19 protein-coding genes are annotated in these 24027 nt (G+C 60.5%); 12 read left to right on the top strand and 7 right to left on the bottom strand.

Annotation, left to right across the window (positions count from 1 at the left end; translation table 11 throughout):
• Nucleotides 1–81 precede the first annotated feature (81 nt).
• The 8 genes from U862_RS0126505 to U862_RS0126470 all read left to right on the top strand — a co-directional run bounded on the left by U862_RS0126505 (nucleotide 82) and on the right by U862_RS0126470 (nucleotide 11417).
• Nucleotides 82–396, top strand: coding sequence for a YqjD family protein (locus U862_RS0126505; RefSeq protein WP_025113166.1), 315 nt, complete (start codon nucleotides 82–84; stop codon nucleotides 394–396).
• Between the two features lie 2 nt (nucleotides 397–398).
• Nucleotides 399–785, top strand: a complete 387-nt coding sequence (locus tag U862_RS0126500) for a phage holin family protein (RefSeq protein WP_025113165.1) — start codon at nucleotides 399–401, stop codon at nucleotides 783–785.
• Nucleotides 782–1120 carry a hypothetical protein gene (locus U862_RS0126495; RefSeq protein WP_025113164.1) on the top strand — a complete coding sequence of 113 codons (339 nt, stop codon included), beginning with the start codon at nucleotides 782–784 and terminating at the stop codon, nucleotides 1118–1120. The genes U862_RS0126500 and U862_RS0126495 overlap by 4 nt, the downstream gene beginning before the upstream one ends.
• Before the next feature lie 122 nt (nucleotides 1121–1242).
• Nucleotides 1243–2406: an EAL domain-containing protein gene (locus U862_RS0126490; RefSeq protein ID WP_025113163.1), complete on the top strand. Its 1164-nt coding sequence runs from the start codon at nucleotides 1243–1245 to the stop codon at nucleotides 2404–2406.
• 76 nt (nucleotides 2407–2482) lie between these two features.
• Nucleotides 2483–3811, top strand: coding sequence for a deoxyguanosinetriphosphate triphosphohydrolase (locus U862_RS0126485; RefSeq protein WP_025113162.1), 1329 nt, complete (start codon nucleotides 2483–2485; stop codon nucleotides 3809–3811).
• 332 nt (nucleotides 3812–4143) lie between these two features.
• Complete coding sequence (locus U862_RS0126480; protein WP_025113161.1) at nucleotides 4144–4770, top strand: response regulator transcription factor; 627 nt, start codon at nucleotides 4144–4146, stop codon at nucleotides 4768–4770.
• Between the two features lie 8 nt (nucleotides 4771–4778).
• On the top strand, nucleotides 4779–8423 hold the full coding sequence (locus U862_RS0126475; RefSeq protein WP_025113160.1) for a transporter substrate-binding domain-containing protein: 3645 nt from the start codon (nucleotides 4779–4781) through the stop codon (nucleotides 8421–8423).
• A 48-nt stretch (nucleotides 8424–8471) separates the two neighbouring features.
• Complete coding sequence (locus U862_RS0126470) at nucleotides 8472–11417, top strand: HD domain-containing phosphohydrolase (protein ID WP_025113159.1); 2946 nt, start codon at nucleotides 8472–8474, stop codon at nucleotides 11415–11417.
• On the opposite strand, the gene U862_RS0126465 is transcribed toward U862_RS0126470, so the two are convergent.
• Together U862_RS0126465 and U862_RS0126460 are read right to left on the bottom strand one after the other, a co-directional pair.
• Nucleotides 11418–11900, bottom strand: a complete 483-nt coding sequence (locus tag U862_RS0126465) for a GAF domain-containing protein (protein WP_025113158.1) — start codon at nucleotides 11898–11900, stop codon at nucleotides 11418–11420.
• Nucleotides 11897–12787: an ATP-binding protein gene (locus U862_RS0126460; protein WP_025113157.1), complete on the bottom strand. Its 891-nt coding sequence runs from the start codon at nucleotides 12785–12787 to the stop codon at nucleotides 11897–11899. The genes U862_RS0126465 and U862_RS0126460 overlap by 4 nt, the downstream gene beginning before the upstream one ends.
• Nucleotides 12788–12952: 165 nt before the next feature.
• Between U862_RS0126460 and U862_RS0126455 the strand changes: the two genes are divergently transcribed.
• Nucleotides 12953–15274: a response regulator gene (locus U862_RS0126455; RefSeq protein ID WP_025113156.1), complete on the top strand. Its 2322-nt coding sequence runs from the start codon at nucleotides 12953–12955 to the stop codon at nucleotides 15272–15274.
• On the opposite strand, the gene U862_RS0126450 is transcribed toward U862_RS0126455, so the two are convergent.
• The 3 genes from U862_RS0126450 to msrB all read right to left on the bottom strand — a co-directional run bounded on the left by U862_RS0126450 (nucleotide 15258) and on the right by msrB (nucleotide 16698).
• Entirely contained in the window at nucleotides 15258–15719 is a 462-nt protein-coding gene (locus tag U862_RS0126450) for a MarR family winged helix-turn-helix transcriptional regulator (protein ID WP_025113155.1), read from the bottom strand. The two genes, U862_RS0126455 and U862_RS0126450, sit on opposite strands and share 17 nt — an antisense overlap.
• Nucleotides 15716–16201: a glutathione peroxidase gene (locus tag U862_RS0126445; RefSeq protein ID WP_025113154.1), complete on the bottom strand. Its 486-nt coding sequence runs from the start codon at nucleotides 16199–16201 to the stop codon at nucleotides 15716–15718. The genes U862_RS0126450 and U862_RS0126445 overlap by 4 nt, the downstream gene beginning before the upstream one ends.
• 101 nt (nucleotides 16202–16302) lie before the next feature.
• Nucleotides 16303–16698, bottom strand: coding sequence for a peptide-methionine (R)-S-oxide reductase MsrB (msrB, locus tag U862_RS0126440; protein WP_025113153.1), 396 nt, complete (start codon nucleotides 16696–16698; stop codon nucleotides 16303–16305).
• 223 nt (nucleotides 16699–16921) lie between these two features.
• On the opposite strand from msrB, the gene U862_RS0126435 reads away from it, so the two are divergent.
• Nucleotides 16922–18133, top strand: a complete 1212-nt coding sequence (locus U862_RS0126435) for a pyridoxal phosphate-dependent aminotransferase (RefSeq protein ID WP_025113152.1) — start codon at nucleotides 16922–16924, stop codon at nucleotides 18131–18133.
• A 304-nt stretch (nucleotides 18134–18437) separates the two neighbouring features.
• Nucleotides 18438–19325 carry a protease HtpX gene (gene htpX / locus U862_RS0126430; protein WP_007964827.1) on the top strand — a complete coding sequence of 296 codons (888 nt, stop codon included), beginning with the start codon at nucleotides 18438–18440 and terminating at the stop codon, nucleotides 19323–19325.
• Between the two features lie 1050 nt (nucleotides 19326–20375).
• Here the strand turns inward: htpX and U862_RS0126425 are convergent.
• The gene (locus U862_RS0126425) at nucleotides 20376–21032 is read right to left on the bottom strand and encodes a thiopurine S-methyltransferase (RefSeq protein WP_025113151.1); all 657 of its coding nucleotides are present in this window, start codon (nucleotides 21030–21032) and stop codon (nucleotides 20376–20378) included.
• A gap of 103 nt (nucleotides 21033–21135) precedes the next feature.
• Here U862_RS0126425 and U862_RS0126420 point away from each other — a divergent pair, with 103 nt between their 5' ends.
• Complete coding sequence (locus U862_RS0126420) at nucleotides 21136–21903, top strand: class III extradiol ring-cleavage dioxygenase (protein WP_025113150.1); 768 nt, start codon at nucleotides 21136–21138, stop codon at nucleotides 21901–21903.
• Nucleotides 21904–22018: 115 nt separating this feature from the next.
• Here U862_RS0126420 and U862_RS0126415 read toward each other — a convergent pair whose 3' ends face one another.
• The gene (locus U862_RS0126415; RefSeq protein WP_007964821.1) at nucleotides 22019–23692 is read right to left on the bottom strand and encodes a DEAD/DEAH box helicase; all 1674 of its coding nucleotides are present in this window, start codon (nucleotides 23690–23692) and stop codon (nucleotides 22019–22021) included.
• Nucleotides 23693–24027 lie beyond the last annotated feature (335 nt).

Genomic DNA, 24027 nt, shown 5'->3' with positions numbered 1-24027 from the left:
AGCTGTACCAGTCATTTGTACTGAACCTTCGTGCAAGGCTCATACTCGAACGCTTCAGACGTCACTTACGGAGATCCACCCATGGCCAGCATCAAGGCAAAGACTGCTCAAGAAATCCTGATGAACGACTTCCAGACTCTGGTGGCCGACACCGAACGGTTGCTTGAGCACACCGCGACTCTGGCAGGCGATCAGGCCGATGAGCTGCGCGAACAGATCCACGACAGCCTGCTGCGCGCCCGGGAAACCCTGAAGCTGACCGAAGACACTCTGCGCGATCGCGGCCAGGCCGCCGTCACCGCGACCGAAGACTACGTGTCGGCCAACCCTTGGCAATCGGTGGGCATCGCCGCCGGGGTAGGTTTTCTGATTGGCCTGCTGGCCACTCGGCGCTGATCATGTCGATCGGAGAATCCGGCCTGGGGTCGGGCACCACTTCTTCCACGCGGCGTCTGGGCGCCGCTGTTCTTGGATTGCTGCACAGCCATGTCGAACTGTTCGGCATTGAACTGCAGGAGCAGAAATCACGCACCGTCAGCCTGTTGCTGTTCGCAGGTCTGGCACTGGTGTTTGCACTGCTGTTGCTGGTCGGCCTGTCGACGCTGGTGCTGATCCTGTTCTGGGACACCTACCGTCTCCCCGCCATCATCGGCCTGTGCGTGTTCTACACATTGGCGGCCGCTTTCTGTGGACTGCGTCTGAAGGCTGCGGTTTTCGATGAATCCTCTCCCTTCCACGGCACCCTGGAAGAATTGGCCAACGATCGGGAGCGCCTGTTGCCATGAGCCTGCCTGAACTGCCACACAACAGCTCGCGCCGGGAAATGCGCAAGGCGCTGATCCGCCTGCGCATGGAAATGCATCGTCAGGAAATCCGCCATGAAGCCGGGCAAGTGCTGCAACCGCTGCAGCGCATGCGCGGCATGACGCAAAACCTGCAAGACGGTTTTGGCATCAAGCACGCGCCGCTATGGGGCGTGGCCGCCGTCACCCTGCTGGGTTTCATCACGGGCAAAGGCGCGAAAAGCGGTGGCGTCGGTGGCCTGACCCGGCTGATTCGTCTGGGGACCAGCCTCGGGCCGCTGATCAAACTGGTGATGCAGAACTCAGACAAACGCTGAGCCGCGCATCTGGCTGCATTCTTGCAATACCCGCGGGATGAACCTCTTACCTGGAGGCTCAATCCCGCGTGCCTACCCGGTCAGCGCGGTTCAACCAGAACAAAAACGACTAAGGAGGCCCCGTGATCGACGGGCAACCGCTCGCCTGCTTTCAGCCTTTCATCGATACCGCCACCGGACGAATTGCAGGCGTCGAAGCACTGGGCCGCTTGCGTCAGATTGACGGCCAACTGGCCTCGGTCGGCCCACTGTTCGCCGATCCGCGCTCACCCGCCATCGCCCTGCGGCGCCTCGACCGGCAAATCCGCGACAACGCCCTGAGTCGACTGCATGAAGCCCCCGCCGAGTGGTTTCTCAGCCTGAACATGTCGCCGCGCTGGATCAGTCGCCTGCGCACGGATCAGCCGCTGCCCAGCTTCAAGCAGATACTGCGCCACGGCGTCGACCCGCAACGCATCGTCTTCGAAATCACTGAACTGGGCGGCAACAGCCAGCGCCTGACCGAAGTGGTTGCGCGTTATCGCGACGCCGGCGCGCGGATCGCCATCGATGATTTCGGTGCCGGTTATTCACAGCTTGATCGGGTGCTGGCGTTGCAGCCGGACATTCTCAAACTCGACATGCGGCTGTTTCAGGCCGCAGCGTTGGGCGGGCCGAGCAGTGATGTGGTCAAGGCACTCGCGCAAATGGCCGAGAAGACCGGCTGCTGGATCATTGCCGAAGGCGTGGAAACCGAAGCACAGCTCAATTTCGCACTGGAATGCGGGTCGCGTTACGTCCAGGGTTTCCTGTTCGCCCGGGCGCAGGAAGCCTTCTATCCCACTGACGCCTTCGTGCAACGCTTCGCCGAACTGCGCCAGCGTTACGTGCGGCAGAAACTGGCCGAACGCGGACGCCTGATGCAAATGCGTCAGCAGCTCGGCGAACTCATGTCGATTCTCCAGGCCTGGGCGCAGGCCCGCGCTCCGCTCAGTGCACTGCCGCAGCTGGACGCCTTTCCGTGGTTGCTGCGGTTCTATCAATGCGACCGCCACGGTACGCAGTTGACACCCAACCTGGAATGGCGCCAGCGCGGCTGGGTCGCCGACGACCGCTATCTGGGACACAACTGGTCATGGCGCCCGTACTTCTATCATTTGCTGGCCGAAGGTTGGGAGGAGCGTCGCTTGACCCTTTCCAACACCTACCGCGATGCCACCAGCAACCAGTATTGCCTGACCGCGGGCCAGTTCTTCGATAACGGCGAGCGCCTGCTGCTGATCGATATTGATGCTGCGGGACTTTAGTTCCGCTTGCAGCTGGAGGCCCGAACCGGGAAGCTAGGGCAACAGTCATCCCAGTCACCGACGGAGAGAACCAGCCTTGGATTGGCAGACCCTGCTCAACCGCGAACGCCTTGGAAAACCGCTGCACAGCCCGCAAGAGCTGGGGCGCAGCCCGTTCCACAAAGACCATGACCGCATCATTTTCTCCGGCGCCTTCCGGCGTCTGGGACGCAAGACCCAGGTGCATCCGGTGTCGAGTAACGATCACATCCACACGCGCCTGACCCACTCGCTGGAAGTCAGCTGCGTGGGTCGTTCGCTGGGCATGCGCGTCGGTGAAACCTTGCGCAGCGCCCTGCCCGACTGGTGTGAGCCCAGCGATCTGGGCATGGTCGTGCAGTCGGCCTGCCTGGCCCATGACATCGGCAATCCACCCTTCGGCCATTCCGGTGAAGACGCGATTCGCCACTGGTTCCAGCAGGCGGCCGGGCGTGGCTGGCTCGACGCAATGAGCGAAGCCGAGCGCGGTGACTTCCTCAATTTCGAAGGTAACGCACAAGGTTTCCGGGTGCTGACCCAGCTTGAGTACCATCAGTTCGACGGCGGCACCCGTCTCACCTATGCCACCCTCGGCACCTATCTGAAATATCCGTGGACGGCGCGTCACGCCGACTCGCTGGGTTACAAGAAACACAAGTTCGGCTGCTACCAGAGTGAACTGCCGCTGCTGGAACAGATCGCCCACAAGCTCGGCCTGCCGCAGTTGGAAGACCAGCGCTGGGCGCGTCATCCATTGGTGTACCTGATGGAGGCCGCCGATGACATCTGTTATGCGCTGATTGACCTCGAAGACGGCCTGGAAATGGAGCTGCTGGACTACGCAGAAGTCGAATCGCTGCTGCTCGGTCTGGTGGGTGACGATCTGCCGGAAACCTATCGTCAGCTCGGCCCCCAGGATTCGCGTCGACGCAAACTGGCAATCCTGCGCGGCAAGGCCATCGAGCACTTGACCAATGCCGCCGCCCGGGCGTTCGTCGAACAACAGGACGCGCTGCTGGCCGGCACCCTGCACGGTGACCTCGTCGAACACATGCACGGCCCGGCCAAACGTTGCGTGCTGAACGCCAAGGACATCGCCCGCAAGAAAATCTTCCAGGACAAGCGCAAGACGCTGCATGAAATCGGCGCCTACACCACCCTGGAAATCCTCCTCAATGCGTTCTGCGGCGCGGCGCTGGAGCAACACGGCGGCCGCACCCCGTCGTTCAAGAGCCGGCGCATCCTCGATCTGCTGGGCAACAATGCGCCGGATCCACACGGCCCGCTGCACAGTTCGTTTCTGCGCATGATCGACTTCATCGCCGGGATGACTGACAGCTACGCCAGCGACATGGCGCTGGAAATGACCGGGCGCTCCAGCCACTGACGAGACGCTTCGTCTCGACCGGTCAGTATGACTGCCCGGTCGAGCGACTTGCTCATTAAACTGGTTCTGCAGCGTTCGATTATCTTTTGATCAGCGAATAAAAACTCAAACAAAAACGCTGCATGCGCCACACTCTGCAAGCAACTTAAAGCATTCAGATAAACAAACATTCCCAACACTTCCTTACGCGACACAGAGCTTTGTCGTAGTAGATTTCCTTTTAGTGTGTAGGACTTATCCTATATTGCCGCTAATGCCATGCGAGTTCATGCGGCCGCTCATTTTTCTGAGCTAAGGTGCGCGCTTTATTCGCGCACGTATGGGATTTGATTATGAACTCCGTTTTTATTGTCGATGATCACCCCGTCATCCGGCTTGCCGTTCGAATGCTGCTCGAACATGAAGGTTACAAAGTCGTCGGCGAAACCGATAACGGGGTCGATGCCATGCAAATGGTCCGCGAATGCATGCCCGACCTGATCATCCTCGATATCAGCATCCCCAAACTGGACGGCCTGGAAGTCCTCGCGCGCTTCAACGCCATGGGCACTCCGCTCAAGACCTTGGTACTGACGGCGCAATGCCCGACATTGTTCGGTATTCGCTGCATGCAGTCCGGTGCGTCCGGTTATGTCTGCAAGGAAGAAGATCTGAGCGAACTGGTCAGCGCGATCAAGGCAGTTCTTTCCGGTTACAACTACTTCCCCAGCCAAGCGTTGAATCCGGTGCGCAGCGACGATGTGCGTTATGCCGAACTGGAACTTTTCAAGTCCGTCAATGACCGTGAACTTATGGTCTTGCAGTTACTTGCTCAAGGGCGCACCAACAAGGAAATTGCCAAGGGCATGTTTCTCAGTAACAAGACAGTCAGTACCTACAAGAAACGCTTGATGCAAAAACTCAAAGCCAGGTCTCTGGTGGAACTTATCGAGATGGCCAAGCGCAATGCGCTAGTGTGAGGGCGCGCATGCTCAGTCGTTTAAAGATCTATCTCGCTGGATTGTGCGCGAGCCTGTGCCTGACGCCCCAGGTGAATGCCGAGCTCATTACGGCGCAAGATTACGTGCTGCGCAGCCGTTCGAGTCACGAAACGCTGTCCGTGTCCCTGCAACCGGCGCAACGCCAATGGTTGCAGACTCGCAGCGAACTGATACTGGGCACTTCCGCACCGGATTATCCGCCCTTCGACATGACCGCCAGCGGGCGCGATTACGAAGGTTTCACCGCCGACTACGCCGGCCTCCTCGGTCAGGCCATCCAGTTGCCGATCCGGGTCAAGCGTTTTGCCTCACGGGACATAGCCTTGCGCGCGTTGTTAGCCGGACAGGTCGACATGCTCGGCACGGCCAACGGTTTCGAGGCGAGTAACGCAGACGTCCTGCTTTCAACCCCTTACGCCATTGATCAACCCGTGTTGGTCACCCGTGAGGGCGAGACCCGCACACTCACCGAAGGCCTGGCCGGACTGCGACTGAGCATGGTCTACCACTATTTGCCACAGGATGAAGTCAAGGCGCTGTACCCCAAAGCCATCCTGACCTCCTACCCCTCTTATCAAAACGCAATCAACGCGGTGGCGTTCGATCAGGCCGACGTGTTTCTGGGCGATACCATCTCCACCCACTACATGATCAACAAGGGCTATCTGAACAACATTCGCATGGCCAATTTCGGCAAACAGGAAGCCCACGGTTTCAGCTTCGCCGTGCGCGCAGACAACACGCAACTCCTCACCCTCATCAACACCGTGCTGCGGGCCGTTCCGGTCAGTGAACGGGACAGCGTTGCCAAACGCTGGAGCGCTGGCAGCGACATCCTGCTGACCGACCAGAAGCTGCAATTGACCGATCATGAAGAGCAATGGCTAAAGCAACATCCGGTGCTGCGTGTGGTGGTGAACGAAGCGTTCGCCCCGATGACTTTTTTCGACAGCGACGGCAATCTGCGCGGCATCACCGCAGACCTGCTGGAGCTACTGCGCCTGCGCACCGGCATGCGTTTCGAACTGGTGCGCAGCCGCAGCGACGGCGACATGATCGAGCAGATCAATCAGCATCAGGCCGATCTGATCGCAGCGTTGCTCCCCACCCCCCAACGCGAAAAGACGCTGCAATTCAGTCGCCCCTATCTGGAAAACTCGTTTGTCCTGCTGACTCGCAAATCCGCCGACAGCCCAACTCATCCGACCCAGCTCAAGGACAAGTACCTGGCAATCGCTCAGGGCAATCCAATGGCCGATTACCTGCGCCGCGAGTTCCCCAGTATTCACCTGACGGAAACCTCCGACACCTTTGGTGCCGCGACCTTGCTCGCCGAAGGCAAGGCCGATGGCGCCGTCACCTCGCTGGTGATCGCCAACTATCTGATTGCATCGCGGCTCTTCGAGCACCCGTTGCAGATCACCACCACCCTGGGCACCCACCAGGCCGCCTTTTCACTGGCCACCGCCCGCGACAACATCGAATTGGGGTCGATCCTCGACAAGGCGCTGTTGAGCATCACGCCGGAAGAGCTGGGGGTCATCAACAGTCGCTGGCGGGGTTTTTCCAACGCCGCGCAAGGCAACTGGAATCACTATCAGCGTCTGTTTTACCAACTGATTGGCGCGGCGTGCCTGCTGTTGGTGCTGTCACTGTTGTGGAACGCCTACATGCGGCGCCAGATCAAGCAGCGTCAGGCGGCCGAGCGCGCCTTGAACGATCAGTTCGAATTCATGCGCTCGCTGGTTAACGGTACACCGCACCCGATCTACGTGCGCGACCGTCGTGGCCTGCTGCAAAGTTGCAACGACAGCTACCTCGAAGCCTTCAACGCCAAACGCGAAGACGTGATCGGCAAAAGTGTCATGCAGGGCACCCTGAGCAATGCCTTCGAAGCGCAGAGCTATCAGGCCGATTACCAACGGGTGGTGGCCGAAGGCACACCCTTGGTGCTGGACCGACCGCTGCACATTGGTGGCCGGCGGCTGACGATCTACCACTGGATCCTGCCGTACCGCGACTCCAGCGGTGATGTGCAAGGCATCATCGGCGGCTGGATCGACATCAGCGAGCGCCGCCAGCTGTTCGATGAACTGCGCACGGCCAAGGAGCAGGCGGACAACGCCAACCGCGCCAAAAGTACCTTTCTGGCAACCATGAGCCACGAAATCCGTACGCCGATGAATGCCATCATCGGCATGCTCGAGTTGACCCTCAAACGCATGACCCGACAACACCCGGACCGCACATCCATCGAAACGGCTTACTCTTCGGCCAAGGACCTGCTGGGCCTGATCGGCGACATCCTCGATATCGCCCGGATCGAGTCAGGGCGCCTGAGCCTGAGTCCGGAGCGGGTCAATCTGGTCGATACGGTAATGTCGGTGGTCAGGATCTTCGACGGCCTGGCCCGACAGAAAAACCTCGCCCTGCCCCTGACCCTCAATCCTCCCGGACTCGAAGTCGATGTAGAACTGGACCCGTTACGCTTCAAGCAAATCCTCTCCAACCTGATCAGCAATGCCATCAAGTTCACCGAGTGCGGGCATGTCCGGATCACTCTGGACGTACTGCCCGGACGGGTCGACGGTTGCTCGCTTATCCAGTTGACGGTTCAGGACACCGGAATCGGGATCAGCATCGAAGATCAGCAGCGCCTGTTCGAGCCCTTCGCCCAGGCCGACGGAGGTCGGCAGCAGGCGCGCAGTGGCGCCGGTCTGGGGCTGGTCATCAGCCGCAACCTCTGTGAAATGATGGGCGGCCAGTTGCAATTGAGCAGCCAGCCGGGGATCGGCACCCAGGTCTGCCTGTCGCTGCCGCTGCAGACGCTACCGTGCACAGTCGCCACGACGAAATTCGAGCCGCCGATCCGTGCATCGTTTACCCCGCTGAATATTCTGGTGGTCGACGATCACCCCGCCAATCGCCTGCTGATGTGCCAGCAACTGGAGTTTCTGGGCCACCGCTTCAGCCTTGCCGAAGAAGGTCGAAGCGGGTTTGCACAGTGGCAGACCGGCGAATTCGACCTGGTCATTGCCGACTGCAACATGCCAGTGATGAACGGCTACGAACTGACCGCCGCCATCCGCCAGCAGGAACAACGCACAGGGCGTGCACCTTGTACCGTGCTGGGCTTCACTGCCAACGCGCAGCCTGAAGAAGTGCAGCGCTGCAAGCAGGCCGGGATGAACGACTGCCTGTTCAAACCCCTGAGCCTCAGCGCGCTGAGCCAATGGGTCAACGGGTTGCAGCCCGTAGCGTCCGAGCCACCTTTCAATCTTCAGGGCTTGCATCAGTTGACTGGCGGCAATCCGCTGCAGGCCCGGCGCCTGCTCAGCGAATTGCTCAAGAGCAGCCGCCTTGACCGCCAGGAACTGTTGGCCCTGGCCCCGCACAATGACCGTGAAGCATTGGCAGTGGTAGCGCACAAGATCAAGGGGGCTGCGCGGATCGCCCAGGCCTCGCGCCTGATTGCCTGTTGCGACGCCCTCGAACAAGCCTGTACGCCCACATCTCCCGTCCCCGTTATCGTGCGTTGCGTTCAGGCCACCGATGCTGCCATGGTCGAACTGGAGCAGGCGTTGCAGCAACAACTGGAGTCGTTTGAACAAAGCACAATGACCGAGCCTTAACTATGCTTGAACGCTGAGCAGTGTGTTTACCTCAATGGAGAGTCAGCAATGCCCAGCCCACTGCGCCCGGATCAACGCCGGTTCCCGTTGCACGTGCATATCAGCGTCATGTTTACCTTTCTGCTATTGCTGACGGGCATCGTGCTGGGATTGTTCAATTATCGCCAGACCACCAAAATCATCCTGTCGAGCAGCGAAAACCTGTTCAATCGCATCGAGCAGGACGTGCGGCTGGATCTGCACGCCACTTATGAACCGATCCGACATTTACTGAGTCTTTTGGCCGCCAATCAGGCGGCCGAGGCCTCGAACCTGCAGCAGCGTCTGGCATTGCTCAAGCCGTTCAGTCAGTCGCTCAAGGACAATACCGACCTCGCTTCTCTGTATCTGGGGTATGGCAACGGCGACTTCTTCATGGTCCGCCCCTTGCGTACCAGCGCTCTGAAGGCTCTGGTCAAGGCGCCGCCGACAGCGGCTTATCAAGTCTGGAGTATCGAGCACGCTGCCAGCGGGACAGCGTCTTCACAATCGTTGTTTTTCGACGAAGCGCTGAACCCGGTCGGTCGTCAGGACAACACTGAAGACAGCTACGACCCACGAACCCGCAAGTGGTACAGCAACGCCCTGCAACAAGGCGATCAGATCACCACCGAACCCTATGTGTTTTTCTCCACGCACAACGTGGGCACCACCCTGGCCCGACGCAGCAGCGAAACCACAGTGATCGGTGCCGACCTGACCCTGGCCGCGCTCTCGGCCACCTTGATCAAGCACGTAGTGACCCCCTCCACCGAAATCGTCCTTTTTGATGCCGATGGCAATGCCGTGGCCTATCCGGACAGCCGCCGGTTGATTGTCGACGACAGCAGCGCACGCCTGGCCAAGGCCGCCGACCTGAGCCCGACCCTGCATGCACTGCTGTCCTCGGCGCACCCGGGCAAGCGACTTGACGTCGATGGACGCCACTGGATCGTCGCCCGCAGCAACCTGCAGGAAGGTGGGCCGAAAGGTCTGCAGATGGCCCTGCTGGTGCCGGAGGACGAGTTGCTCGCCGACGCCTACCGCATGCGCTGGCAAGGAGCGCTGATCACTTTGGCGACATTGTTGTTATGCCTGCCGCTGGGGTGGCTGACTTCACGGATTCTGGTCAAGCCGCTGCATGCGCTGGTCAAGGAAGCCGACGCGATTCGCAGTTTCGATTTCAACTTTCCGGTCACGCGCCGCTCGCCGGTGCTGGAGGTCGACCAGTTGAGCCTGTCGATGGCGCGCATGAAGGACACCCTCGCCAGTTTCTTCCGCATCACTGACAGCCTGTGCGCCGAAACCCGCTTCACCCCGCTGCTGCAACGGGTGCTGTTCGAAACGGTGCAGATCGCCCAGGCCCAGGCAGGCTTGATCTACCTGCGCGAAAGCGATGGCAGCCGGATGGAGCCCTACGGACTGGTCATCGATGGCGTCGCGCAGGAGCCGGGCGAGTTCGATGTGCTGGGCCAGGATCTACTGGCAGGCCAGGGGCCGGGATGGTTCCAGCAACTGACAAATTGCGACAACGTGGTGAGCAGCCTTGGCTTCGAACAGGCCGCAGACCTGCAGAGAGTGCTGCTGGCGATGCAGTCACCGCGTATCCACTTGATCGGCCTCCGCCTGCGCAACCGGCACAACGAAACCATCGGCCTGTTGATTCTGCTGGTCAACGACAGCGGCGCCACGCAAGACCTGGAGAAGTTGCGCCCGGATCGCATCGCCTTCCTGCAGGCAGTCTCTGGCGCCGCTGCGGTGAGTATCGAAAGCCAGCGCCTGCAAGCCAAGCAGAAGCAGTTGCTCGATGCGTTCATTCAGTTGCTTGCCGGCGCCATCGATGCCAAGAGCCCCTACACTGGCGGCCACTGCCAGCGCGTCCCCGAACTGACCCTGATGCTCGCGCAGGCCGCTGCCGCCAGTCAGGCGCCGGCCTTCCAGAGCTACCAGCCAAACGAAGACGATTGGGAAGCGCTGCACATCGCCGCCTGGCTGCACGATTGCGGCAAGGTCACGACGCCGGAATATGTCGTCGACAAAGCCACCAAGCTGGAAACCCTCAACGATCGCATCCACGAAATCCGCACCCGCTTCGAGGTGCTCAAACGCGACGCCTGGATCAGCTACTGGCAGGCGCTGGCCTTGGGCGGTGAGGAGGTGCGACTGAGTGAACAGCGTGAAGCCACGCTGACGGAACTGGACGACGACTTTGCATTTGTCGCCCGCTGCAATCTGGGCAGCGAGGCCATGGCGCCGGACGATCTGCAACGCCTTGAGCGCATCGCCGAGCGCCGCTGGACGCGCACCCTCGATGATCGACTGGGCGTGTCATGGGAAGAAAACCGGCGGCAGACGCGAACCCCGGCACCGACGCTTCCAGCCAGCGAACCACTGCTGGCGGACAAACCCGAACACCTGATCGAACGCGCCGACAGCGAACTGATTCCGCAAGACAACCCGTGGGGGTTCAAGCTGGATGTGCCGCGCTACAAATACAATCGCGGCGAACATTACAACCTGAGCATTGCGCGCGGCACGCTGACCCGCGAAGAGCGCTACATCATCAATCACCACATGGTGCAGACGATCCTGATGCTCAGCCACCTGCCTTTCCCCGGACATCTGGACAGCGTCGCGGAAATCGCCGGCGGGCATCACGAAAAGATGGACGGCAGCGGCTACCCCAAACGCTTGAAGCGCGAAGACATGAGCCTGCCGGCGCGGATGATGGCGATTGCCGATATTTTCGAAGCACTGACGGCCGCTGACCGGCCGTACAAGAAGGCCAAGTCCCTGAGCGAGGCCTTGGGGATCATGGCCACCATGTGCCGCGAAGCACACATCGACGCCGAGCTGTTTGGGCTGTTCCTCAACGACGGGGTGTACCTGCAGTATGCCGCGCGTTTTCTCGACCCGCGGCAAATCGATGCAGTGGAACCGGCCAGCCTGCTGCGCAAGGCTGGCCTGAGCACCTGATCAGCAGTCGGTCAGACGCAGGAAGATCGCCGCCAGTTGCTCGATACCGGCCTGATCGTGCGCAGCGAAACGCGCCAGCTTCGGGCTGTCGAGGTCGAGCACGCCGATCAACCGGCCGTCCTTGACCAGCGGCACCACCAGCTCGCTGTTCGAGGCGCTGTCGCAGGCGATATGCCCGGCAAATGCATGCACATCTTCGACGCGCTGGGTCTGCAGGCTGGCCGCCGCCGCGCCACACACGCCGCGCCCGAATGGAATGCGCACGCAGGCGATCTGGCCCTGGAACGGGCCAAGCACCAGTTCTTCGTTGCGATTGAGGTAGAAGCCAGCCCAGTTCAGATCATCGAGCTGGTTGAACAGGAACGCCGAAAACTGCGCGGCGTTGGCGATAAAATCGCGCTCGTCCGCCAGCAGCGACTCCAGTTGCGCGGCCAACAGGCCATAGCCTTCAAGGCCCTGGCCGCTTTGTTGCAAATCAATCATGCCTTGTGCTCCAGCAATTTCAGTCCCACCCAGTAACGGGCGAATTGGTACGCGCAACGTCCGTTGCGATTGCCGCGCCCGGTTGCCCAGCGCACAGCGAGGATGTCCAGCGCTTCGTCACGCTGCCAGCTCAAGCCGGCCTTGGAAGCCAACTGACCGATCCAGTGTTCGACGACGTTGAGAAAGTGTTCCTGGGTAAACGGATAAAACGACAGCCACAGGCCGAACCGATCCGACAGCGCGATCTTGTCTTCTACCGCTTCGCTGGGGTGCAGTTCGCCGTCGACGCGTTTCCAGTTTTCGTTGTCGCTTTCCTTCTCCGGCACCAAGTGGCGACGGTTGGAAGTGGCGTACAGCAAGACGTTGTCCGGGGCTTGTTCGAGCGAGCCGTCGAGGACGCTTTTCAGCACGCGATAATCGCCTTCGCCGGATTCGAACGACAGGTCATCGCAGAACAGCACGAAGCGCTGCGGCAGTTTGGCGATCTGCTCCACCACCCGCGGCAGGTCGGCCAAGTGATCGCGCTCGATCTCGATCAAACGCAGCCCGGCCTTGGCGTGCTCGGCCAGCAGCGCCCGCACCAGCGAGGATTTACCGGTACCGCGCGAGCCCCACAGCAGCGCGTGGTTGGCCGGCATGCCGTCGAGGAACTGTTGGGTGTTACGCCCCAGTTGCTCCAGTTGTCGGTCGACGCCGATCAGATCGGACAGACGCATATCGAGGCTGACTTCCAGCGGCAGCAGATAGCCGCTGCGCCCGTCACGCTGCCAGCGCGCCGCCAGGCATGTGCCCCAGTCGATCAACGGACGCGGCGCCGGCAGCAACGGTTCGATGCGCGCCAGAACCGACTCGGCACGTTCAAGAAAAGCATTCAATCGGGAATCCACGTCTTCTCCTCGGGCACGTTCACAGTGATGATGTCGATCCAGCGACGACAGACAGATCTCAATCCCCGCTCAGGCCTTGTTACAAGGCGATTCGGGAACCTCGGTATCCATACATGATCGACTATGCTTGAGCAGCGAAGGGAAACGGAAGTGGTTCAACACCCCATGGATATCAAATTCACCCACCGGCTGTCTTACAAGCAAGCCAGATTCACTGTGCTGGTAGGGTTCGTTCTGGGCACGCTGCTCAGCCTGCTGCAAATCGGCATCGATTATGCCAGCGAAGACGCCTCCATCAACCGTGAAATCCTGTCTTTACTGGAAATCAGCCACAATCCGGCGTCACGGATCGCCTACAACATCGACGCGGAACTGGCTCAGGAACTGACCCTGGGCCTGTTGCGTTCGCCGGCGATCATCTCGGCGCAACTGACCGACAACAATGGCAACGTTCTGGCCAACGTCAAACGCCCGGAGCTGCAGAGCGGCTATCGAGTAATCAGCGACTTCCTGTTCGGCGCCAAACGCGAGTTCGAAGACCGCCTCTACCTCGACCACCTGCCCAACGAATCGCTGGGCATTCTGAGCCTGGAAGTCGATACCTATGCGTTCGGCAGCCGGTTCCTGCGTCGTGCCGAGATCACCCTGCTCAACGGGTTTGCCCGTAGCCTGATCCTTACCGGAATCCTGCTGGCATTGTTCTATGTGATGCTGACCAAGCCACTGGTGCGGTTGATCCGCGAACTCAGTGGCCGCGATGCGCGCAGTGCAGAACCCACGACGCTGGAATGCCCGGCCGGGCACGCCAACGACGAGATCGGCGTGCTGGTCAGGGTTGCCAACCAGCAGTTCGACAACATCGCCACGGAAATCCAGCAACGACGCAACGCCGAAAACCGCCTCACGGAGTACCTCGGGCAACTGGAGCACATCGTTTCGGCGCGCACCGCCGAGCTCAAGGCGATCAACACCCGGCTCAGCCAGTCCAACCAGGAACTGGAAGTCGCCCGCAGCACCGCCCTGGACATGGCCGAAGCACGTTCGGCGTTCCTCGCCAACATGAGCCACGAGATCCGCACCCCGCTCAACGGCTTGCTGGGCATGATCGCCCTCTCCCTCGACGGGCCACTGAATGCCGAACAGCAACAACAGCTGTCGATTGCCCATGACTCGGGCAAGGTCCTGGTGGAATTGCTCAACGATATTCTCGACTTGTCCAAGTTCGACGCCGGGCAGCTGGAGCTGGAACACATCCCGTTCGACCTCGGCTCGCTGATTGAGGACACCGCCAACCTGTTATCGCAGAACGCGGCGCCCAGCGTCGAACTGACGTGCCTGATCGACCCGCACTTCCCGGCGCTGGTGCTGGGGGATCCGACCCGGGTGCGGCAGATCGTCAGCAATCTTTTGTCCAACGCCCTGAAGTTCACCCGGTTCGGCCGGGTCGATGTGCGTCTTTGCGCCCACAAGGACGGGGTGCGCATCGAAGTCTGCGACACCGGCATCGGAATCGCCCAGGAAGCCCAGGTGAAAATCTTCCAGCCGTTCACCCAGGCCGGCGCGGGCATCACCCGTCAGTACGGCGGCACCGGCCTCGGCCTGGCGCTGACCTACAACCTGTGCGAAGCCATGCAGGGCCGGCTGACCATCAGTTCCGAAGCTGGTTTCGGCAGTCAGTTCTGCGCCGAACTGCCGCTACCGTGCCACACCCGCGCGATCGCACCGCCACCGCTGCACGGCAAAGTCCTGGCGATCACCGCCGCCAGCAGCGGGTTGGCCGAGCTGCTCAAATCCTTGCTGCCGGTGTGGGGCGTGACCTACGAACAGCGCACGATGGACGAGCCGTTGCTGGGCCTGTCCCCTGACCTGGTGATCACCGATTGCCCGGAATGCCTGTTCAGTCTGCGCCCGACCCTCAGCGCACCGATCCTGGTGGTCACCGCCTATGGCAGCTTCATGCCCGGTGAAGAAGCCGCCGCGCTGGCTCCGCTGCAACAACAGGCCCGACCGCTGGCACGCAACGCGCTGTATCAGATCCTGAGGCGCATCCTGCTCGCCGACCTCACTACGATCAACGACGCACGTCTTGAGAGCCTGCCGATCCAGCGGCGCGGCAAGGTGTTGCTGGTGGAAGACAATCCGGTCAACCAACTGGTGGCCAAAGGCATGCTCGGCAAACTCGGCTGCGACGTGGTCGTCGCCGCCCACGGTGCCGAAGCGCTCGATCAACTGGAGCACGATGAGTTCGATCTGGTGCTGATGGACTGCAACATGCCGGTGATGGACGGTTACGAAGCGAGCCGGCAAATCCGCCAGAGCGGGCGCTGGCCACATCTGCCGATCGTCGCACTGACCGCCAACGCCATGTCTGAGGAACGCGAGCGCTGCCGTGCCGCCGGCATGAGCGATTACCTGGCCAAGCCGTTCCGCCGCGAAGAGCTGGCGGCGCTGCTCGACCAGTGGATTCCGACTACGACAGCGCTTTGATCTGCCCCAGCAGGTGATCAAGGCCGTTGCGCAAATCGTTGAGCCGATTAAGGTCCACCCCGCTGTCGCACAACAATCGGGCCTTGAGCGGCCCGACCTGCTCGCGCAGCGCCTGCCCTTGCGATGTCAGGCTCAGGTGGACTTCGCGTTCATCGAGCGCCGAGCGCTGACGCTGCACCAACTGCAGTTGCTCAAGACGCTTGAGTAGCGGCGTCAGGGTGCCGGAATCCAGCAGCAGCCGCTCGCCCAACGCCTTGACCGTCGGTTGCTCTGGCGCATTCTGCTGCCATTCCCACAGCACCAGCATCGCCAGGTATTGCGGGTAGGTCAGGCCGAGCTGATCGAGCATCGGCTTGTAAGCGCGAATCACCGCCCGGGACGCGGCGTACAACTTGAAGCACAACTGACTGTCGAGCTTCAGCGAATCGACGGGCAGGCTGTTCATTTGAGCAAGGCTTCAATCTCGCTGGTCAGGTCCTGCGGCTTGGTGGCCGGGGCGAAACGCTTGACCAGTTGACCATCCTTGCCAATCAGGAACTTGGTGAAGTTCCACTTGATGCCTTGTGAGCCGAGCAGACCCGGAGCGCGCTTTTTCAACTGCACGAACAGCGGATGCGCGTCGGTACCGTTGACGTCGATCTTCTTGAACAGCGGGAAGCTGACGCCGTAGTTCAGCTCACAGAACTCACTGATCGCGCCCTCGTTGCCCGGCTCCTGTTTGCCGAACTGATTGCACGGGAAGCCCAGCACCACCAGGCCCTGATCCTTGTAGGTCTGCCAGAGTTCTTCCAGACCTTTGTATTGCGGGGTGAAACCGCATTTGCTGGCGGTGTTGACCACCAGCACCGCTTTGCCGGCGTATTCGGCGAGGGTCTTTTGCTCGCCCTTGATGTTCGTGACAGGGATATTCAGCAGGTTGTCGCTCATGAGTCGGCTCCACGGGTTATCGGGAAAAACCAAACATAGCGAGCAATTAAATTGTGTGCAATTTAATTATCCGAAAGGCGGCCCGCAGGTCGCCCGTTCGATTACTCGCGCGGCTCGAGATTCAGGCACACCGAGTTGATGCAATAACGCAGGCCAGTCGGTGGCGGACCGTCAGGGAATACGTGGCCCAGATGCGCATCGCAGCGAGCACACTTGACCTCGGTGCGAATCATGCCGTGGCTGGTATCGCGAATCTCGGTCATGGCGCTTTCGCCGATCGGCGCGTAGAAGCTTGGCCAGCCGCAGCCGGAATCGAATTTGGTCCTGGAGTCGAACAGCGCTTCATTGCAGCAGACGCAGTGATAGACGCCATCGGTTTTGGTGGCGTTGTATTTGCCGGAGAACGGCCGTTCGGTAGCACTGAGTCGGCAAACGTTGTACTGCTCCGGGTCGAGCATCGCACGCCATTCTTCCAGGGTTTTTTCCAACTTTTCCATCATCACACCTCAGCGGCTGAAAAAGCCCGATCTGTACCTTTTCCACGGATCGGGTGGCACGTATGATTGCGCCTCGTCACACGCCAGTCTGGCAGCCAGACCGGGCGCATTCAAACGGATTCTCGGCGCCACGGCGCAAGACTCCGCCTGTGCGAAGACGCAGGAATCCCAGCACGGTTGTCCATTCGCCGTCTGGATCGTTCATTTTCGGGATCACATCGCCATGCAGTTCAGCAAATCGAACAAGCTCGCCAACGTCTGCTACGACATTCGCGGCCCAGTGCTCAAGCACGCCAAACGTCTGGAAGAGGAAGGCCAGCGCATCCTCAAGCTGAACATCGGCAACCCGGCGCCGTTTGGTTTCGAAGCGCCGGACGAAATTCTCCAGGATGTGATCCGCAACTTGCCGACGGCCCAGGGCTACAGCGACTCCAAAGGCCTGTTCAGCGCACGTAAAGCGGTGATGCAGTACTACCAGCAAAAAAATGTTGAAGGTGTCGGCATCGAAGACATCTACCTGGGCAACGGCGTGTCCGAACTGATCGTGATGTCGTTGCAGGCGCTGCTCAACAACGGTGACGAAGTTCTGGTGCCAGCGCCGGACTACCCGCTGTGGACCGCCGCCGTGAGTCTGGCCGGCGGTAACGCCGTGCATTACCTGTGCGACGAAGGTGCCGGCTGGTTCCCTGACCTGGCCGACATCAAGGCCAAGATCACCCCGAACACCAAGGCCATGGTGATCATCAACCCAAACAACCCGACCGGTGCGGTGTATTCGAAGGAAGTCCTGCTGGGCATGCTGGAAATCGCCCGTGCACACAACCTGGTGGTGTTCTCCGACGAGATCTACGACAAGATCCTCTACGACGATGCCGTGCACATCTGCACCGCTTCGCTGGCTCCTGACCTGCTATGCCTGACCTTCAATGGTCTGTCGAAATCCTACCGCGTCGCCGGCTTCCGCTCCGGCTGGATCGCCATCTCCGGGCCGAAACACAATGCCCAGAGTTACATCGAAGGCATCGACATGCTGGCCAACATGCGCCTGTGTGCCAACGTGCCGAGCCAGCATGCGATCCAGACCGCCCTCGGTGGTTACCAGAGCATCAATGACCTGGTACTGCCGCAGGGTCGTCTGCTGGAGCAGCGCAACCGCACATGGGAGCTGCTCAACGACATTCCGGGTGTCAGCTGCGTCAAGCCGATGGGCGCGCTGTACGCGTTCCCGAAGATCGACCCGAAGGTCTGCCCGATCCACAACGACGAGAAGTTCGTGCTGGACCTGCTGCTCTCCGAGAAGCTGCTGGTAGTGCAAGGTACAGCGTTCAACTGGCCGTGGCCGGATCACTTCCGCGTGGTGACCCTGCCACGTGTCGACGACCTCGAGATGGCCATCGGGCGCATCGGCAACTTCCTCAAGTCCTACCGCCAGTAACGGCCAGACCGTGCGCAACGGGCCGAACGTTGCGCACTGTCTGATTCAGCAACACTTCTGCCCTCCCCGCCTCGCTGCGCCTTCTACACTTGCGATTCGTATGGCTTACACGCATCTGACGTAATGGCGGCGGGTGGCGGCTGTCTGTCAGTCCTTTCGGTTTTGCTCGTGGGGAATGACCTGCCCGCCATGGATTCCGCTGTAGGACACAGTTTGAAATAGTCACTCGGTTGAATCACCCGGTGCCGCACCTTATATACCCCGCAGTACGCTACATCTTTAGCTTGAGGAGATTTCTACAACCATGATGCGCATCCTGCTGTTTTTGGCCACTAACCTGGCGGTCGTGCTGATAGCCAGCATCACCCTGAGCCTGTTCGGCTTCAACGGGTTCATGGCGGCCAACGGGGTTGATCTCAACCTCAGTCAGCTGCTGGTTTTCTGTGCGGTCTTTGGTTTCGCCGGTTCGCTGTTCTCGCTGTTCATCTCCAAGTGGATGGCGAAGATGAGCACCAGCACCCAGATCATCAGCCAGCCACGTACCCGGCATGAGCAATGGCTGCTGCAAACCGTCGAGCAACTGTCCCGCGAAGCCGGGATCAAGATGCCCGAAGTCGGTATTTTCCCGGCCTACGAAGCAAACGCCTTCGCCACCGGCTGGAACAAGAACGACGCGCTGGTCGCGGTCAGCCAGGGCCTGCTCGAGCGCTTTTCGCCGGACGAAGTGAAAGCCGTACTGGCCCACGAAATCGGCCACGTCGCCAACGGTGACATGGTCACCCTGGCGTTGATCCAGGGCGTGGTGAACACCTTCGTGATGTTCTTTGCGCGGATCATCGGCAACTTCGTCGACAAGGTGATCTTCAAGAACGAGGAAGGCCAGGGTATCGCCTACTACGTGGCGACCATCTTCGCCGAATTGGTACTGGGCATTCTCGCCAGCGCCATCGTCATGTGGTTCTCGCGCAAACGCGAATTCCGTGCCGACGAGGCCGGTGCACGGTTGGCCGGCACCAACGCAATGATCGGCGCCCTGCAACGCCTGCGCGCCGAACAGGGCCTGCCGGTACACATGCCCGACACCCTGAATGCCTTCGGCATCAACGGTGGCATCAAGCAGGGCTTCGCCCGCATGTTCATGAGCCACCCGCCGCTGGAAGAGCGTATCGACGCCCTGCGTCGTCGCGGTTGATCGGTTTGGCGCAGTAAAGAAAAGGCCCGCAGCGATGCGGGCCTTTTTTATGCTCTGGATTATGCGGCGCCTGTTCTGGCCCCTTCGGGAGCAAGCCCCCTCCCACAATGTTTTTTGTGTATTCAAGATGCCGAGAACACCCGCGATCCCCCTGTGGGAGCGGGCTTGCTCGCGAAGAGGCCGTTAATGCCGACAAAAAACTACCGGCCAGTGACGCGGTAAACCCGCTCCCCCAGCCGCGTCACTCCCGCCTGCTCTTCAAGCATCTGCACCTGCCAGACACCCGTTCTGGCCCCTTCGGGAGCAAGCCCCCTCCCACAGTGATTTTTCGTATATTCAAGATGCCGAGAACACCCGCGATCCCCTGTGGGAGCGGGCTTGCTCGCGAAGAGGCCGTTAATGCCGACAAAAAACTACCGGCCAGTGACGCGGTAAACCCGCTCCTCCAGCCGCGTCACTCCCGCCTGCTCTTCAAGCATCTGCACCTGCCAGACACCCGTTCTGGCCCCTTCGGGAGCAAGCCCCCTCCCACAGTGATTTTTGTGTATTCAAGATACCGAGAACACCCGCGATCCCCTGTGGGAGCGGGCTTGCTCGCGAAGAGGCCGTTAATGCCGGCAAAAAACTACCGGCCAGTGACGCGGTAAACCCGCTCCCCTAGCCGCGTCACTCCCGCCTGCTCTTCAAGCATCTGCACCTGCCAGACATCGGTTCTGGCCTCTTCGGGAGCAAGCCCCCTCCCACAATGTTTTTTGTGTATTCAAGATGCCGAGAACACCCGCGATCCCCTGTGGGAGCGGGCTTGCTCGCGAAGAGGCCGTTAATGCCGACAAAAAACTACCGGCCAGTGACGCGGTAAACCCGCTCCCCCAGCCGCGTCACTCCCGCCTGCTCTTCAAGCATCTACACCTGCCAGACACCCGTTCTGGCCCCTTCGGGAGCAAGCCCCCTCCCACAGTGATTTTTCGTATATTCAAGATGCCGAGAACACCCGCGATCCCCTGTGGGAGCGGGCTTGCTCGCGAAGAGGCCATTAATGCCGACAAAAAACTACCGGCCAGTGATGCGGTAAACCCGCTCCCCCAGCCGCGTCACTCCCGCCTGCAGGAACTTCCAGCTCTCCCCCAGCACATCCTGCTCTTCAAGCATCTGCACCTGCCACGCATGTCCCAGCAAGCGCTGCACCTCATCATCACCCACCGCAAACGGCGGCCCGGACATCTGCGCCTGATCGTAATCCAGCGTGATCAGCAACCCTTGCACCGCCTGCGGCAGGATCTGCTGCAGATGCGTCGCATAGCGCTCACGCATCGCCGGCGGCAAGGCAATCAGCGCGGCCCGGTCATACAGCGCCGCGCAATCTGCCACGTCGCCTGCGGTCAATGCGAAGAAATCGCCACACCACAACTCAATACCGTCACCACGATAGACCTTGAACGCGCCCTTTTCGCTGATCTGCGGCGCTATCTGATGCTCACCGAAGAAGTCCTCAATAGCCCTTTCCGATAATTCGATCCCTAGCACCTGATGACCGCGCCCAGCCAGCCATGCCAGATCCAGACTTTTCCCGCACAACGGCACCAACACCCGCGCCTGCGCCTGGAGGGCCAGTTGCGGCCAGTGACGCTGCAAATACGGGTTTACCTCAGGCAAATGAAAGCCGATCTGATTGGACTCCCACTTCTTGTGCCAAAACTCAGGCTGCATGCATCCCTCCAATAAATTCGATCAAAAGGCGTTAAAACTTATATTAGATTTAGATCAATGGTCTGACTGAAGATGAGGCCATCTTACCGCTCAGGAACCCATCATGTTTCCCAGCCTGTTTATTTCCCACGGCTCACCCATGCTTGCTCTGGAGCCAGGCGCCAGCGGCCCGGCCCTGAAGCGCCTGGCAGCCGAGTTGCCCCGACCGAAAGCCATCGTGATCGTCTCCGCGCACTGGGAGAGCCACGAACTGCTGGTCAGCAGCCACGCGCAGCCGGAAACCTGGCATGACTTCAGTGGCTTCCCGCGCGCCCTGTTCGACGTGCAGTACCCGGCACCGGGCGACCCGCAACTGGCGGCCGAGGTCGCCCAATTACTGCAGGCCGCGCATCTGCCAGCACGTCTCGATCCGCAACGCCCGTTCGATCACGGTGTGTGGGTGCCACTGTCGCTGATGTATCCGCAAGCGGATATCCCGGTGGTGCAGGTTTCGCTGCCGAGTCGCGGCGGCCCGGCGCTGCAAACCCGCGTGGGGCAAGCGCTGGCGAGCCTGCGCGATCAGGGCATTTTGCTGATTGGCTCTGGTAGCATCACACACAATCTGCGTGAACTGGACTGGCACGCCGGCCCGGACAGCGTCGAGCCGTGGGCCAGGGACTTTCGCGACTGGATCATCGACAAGCTTGCCGCTGACGATGAGACGGCACTGCACGACTACCGTCAGCAGGCGCCGAACGCGGTGCGCAGCCATCCGAGTGACGAGCATTTGTTGCCGTTGTATTTTGCCCGCGGTGCCGGGGGTGAGTTCAGCGTGGCGCACCAAGGGTTCACCATGGGGGCGCTGGGTATGGACATTTATCGCTTCGGCTGACGCATTCCCGAGCAGGCTCGCGTACAGGCTGGTGTGGCAACCCGAAAGGCAGGCATAAAAAATCCCCGAACCAGTCGGGGATTTTTTATGTTCGATCAATCAGCCCAGGGGCGGATCAATCTTCGCGATAGCGACGCAGTTTCAGCTGCTTGCCAGCGACACGAGTGTCCTTCAGCTTGGTCAGGAGTTTGTCCAAACCATCTTCCGGCAGCTCGACGAGGCTGAAGCTGTCACGCACCTGGATGCGACCGATCGCTTCGCGGGCCAGACCACCTTCATTGAGGATGGCGCCCAGCAGGTTCTTGGCGGCGATACCGTCACGCGCACCCAGCGCGGTACGGCAACGGGCACGACCTTCGCCCAAAGGCATTGGCGCACGACGCTCGCGGTCACCACGATCCGGACGATCACCGGAACGCTCAGGACGGTCGCCACGCGGTGCGTTGTTCGGCACCAGTGGACGTTCCTTCTCGATCGCAGCCAGGTTCAACGCTTGACCGTTGGTAGCCTTGCGCAGCAGAGCAGCAGCCAGAGCACGCGGAGTGCAGCCGATGTCTGCAGTCAGACGATCGAGCAGCTCACCGTGAGTCGACTCGGCATCAGCGACCAGCGGCGACAGGCTGTTGGTCAGTTTCTTGATGCGTGCATCGAGAACAGCCTGAGCGTCCGGCAGACGCACTTCGGCAACCTTCTGACCAGTTACACGCTCGATCACTTGCAGCATGCGGCGCTCACGTGGCGTCACCAGCAGCAACGCACGACCTTCGCGACCGGCACGGCCGGTACGGCCGATACGGTGCACGTAGGACTCTGGGTCGTACGGCATGTCCACGTTGAATACGTGGGTGATGCGCGGAACGTCCAGACCACGGGCAGCCACGTCAGTCGCCACAACGATGTCCAGACGGCCATCTTTCAGCGAGTCGATGACGCGCTCACGCTGGTTCTGGGCGATGTCACCGTTCAGCGCAGCGGCTTTGTAGCCTTTGGCGTCGAGGGCACTGGCCAGATCCAGGGTCGCTTGCTTGGTGCGCACGAACATGATCAGAGCGTCGAAATCTTCCACTTCCAGCAAGCTGAGAACGGCGGACGTCTTCTGGTCAGCGTGAACCAACAGGTGAGCCTGTTCGATCGCGGTAACGGTCTGGGTCTTGCTCTGGATCTTCACATGCTTCGGGTCGCGCAGGTGGCGCTCGGCGATGGCACGGATCGACTGCGGCAGGGTCGCCGAGAACAATACGGTCTGACGGGTTTCCGGCATGGCCTTGAAGATAACTTCCAGGTCGTCCATGAAGCCCAGTTTGAGCATTTCGTCTGCTTCGTCCAGAACCAGGTGGTTCACGGTAGCGAGGACTTTTTCGTCGCGACGCAGGTGGTCGCACAGACGGCCCGGAGTGGCGACAACGATCTGTGCGCCATTACGGATTGCTTTCAATTGTGGGCCCATCGGCGCGCCGCCGTAGACAGCCACAACAGTTACGCCCGGCATTTGCTTGGCGTAGGTTTCGAAAGCGGTTGCAACTTGTAGCGCCAACTCACGAGTTGGGGCCAGGATCAGAGCTTGCGGCTCGCGCTTGGACGGATCAATGCGGTGCAGGATAGGCAGGGCAAAGGCAGCGGTTTTACCGGTACCGGTTTGCGCCTGACCAATCATATCGTGACCGGCGAGGATGATCGGGATCGACTGCTGCTGAATGGCCGAAGGCTCTTCATAGCCGGTAGCGACTACTGCAGCGACAATATTGGGATGAAGTTCAAGAGCGGCGAAGCCGCCGATTTCCTGGGTCATGGGTCTGCCTCTAAGTGCATCCGCAAAGACCCATGCTCCAAAGCTGCACATGCCGTGTTGAGACTCAAGAGTCGCCCTGGCAGCTTTGTCGGCGGGGATTTGCGAAAACGTATGAATGAAAAAGAATCGTCAAGGAAGAGCCCGCAGTGCGGACGTGCAGCCGAAGCTGACTTCGGGGAATTGCGCTACCTAAACGCGGCCCGGTTAAAGGCCGGCGCGCACTATACCGGAATTTGCCCAAAAAGGGAGCTTTTTTTATCGCCTGAATCCGTGTGTCACCGCTGTGTAATGGGGTTTTGCGGATAATCGTGCGAAGGCCTATTTTGCAAAGGCCC

Origin of the sequence: Pseudomonas sp. H1h (genome assembly GCF_000633255.1) — a bacterium.
Classification (GTDB): Bacteria; Pseudomonadota; Gammaproteobacteria; order Pseudomonadales; family Pseudomonadaceae; genus Aquipseudomonas.
This window is presented reverse-complemented; position numbering and strand designations above follow the sequence as displayed.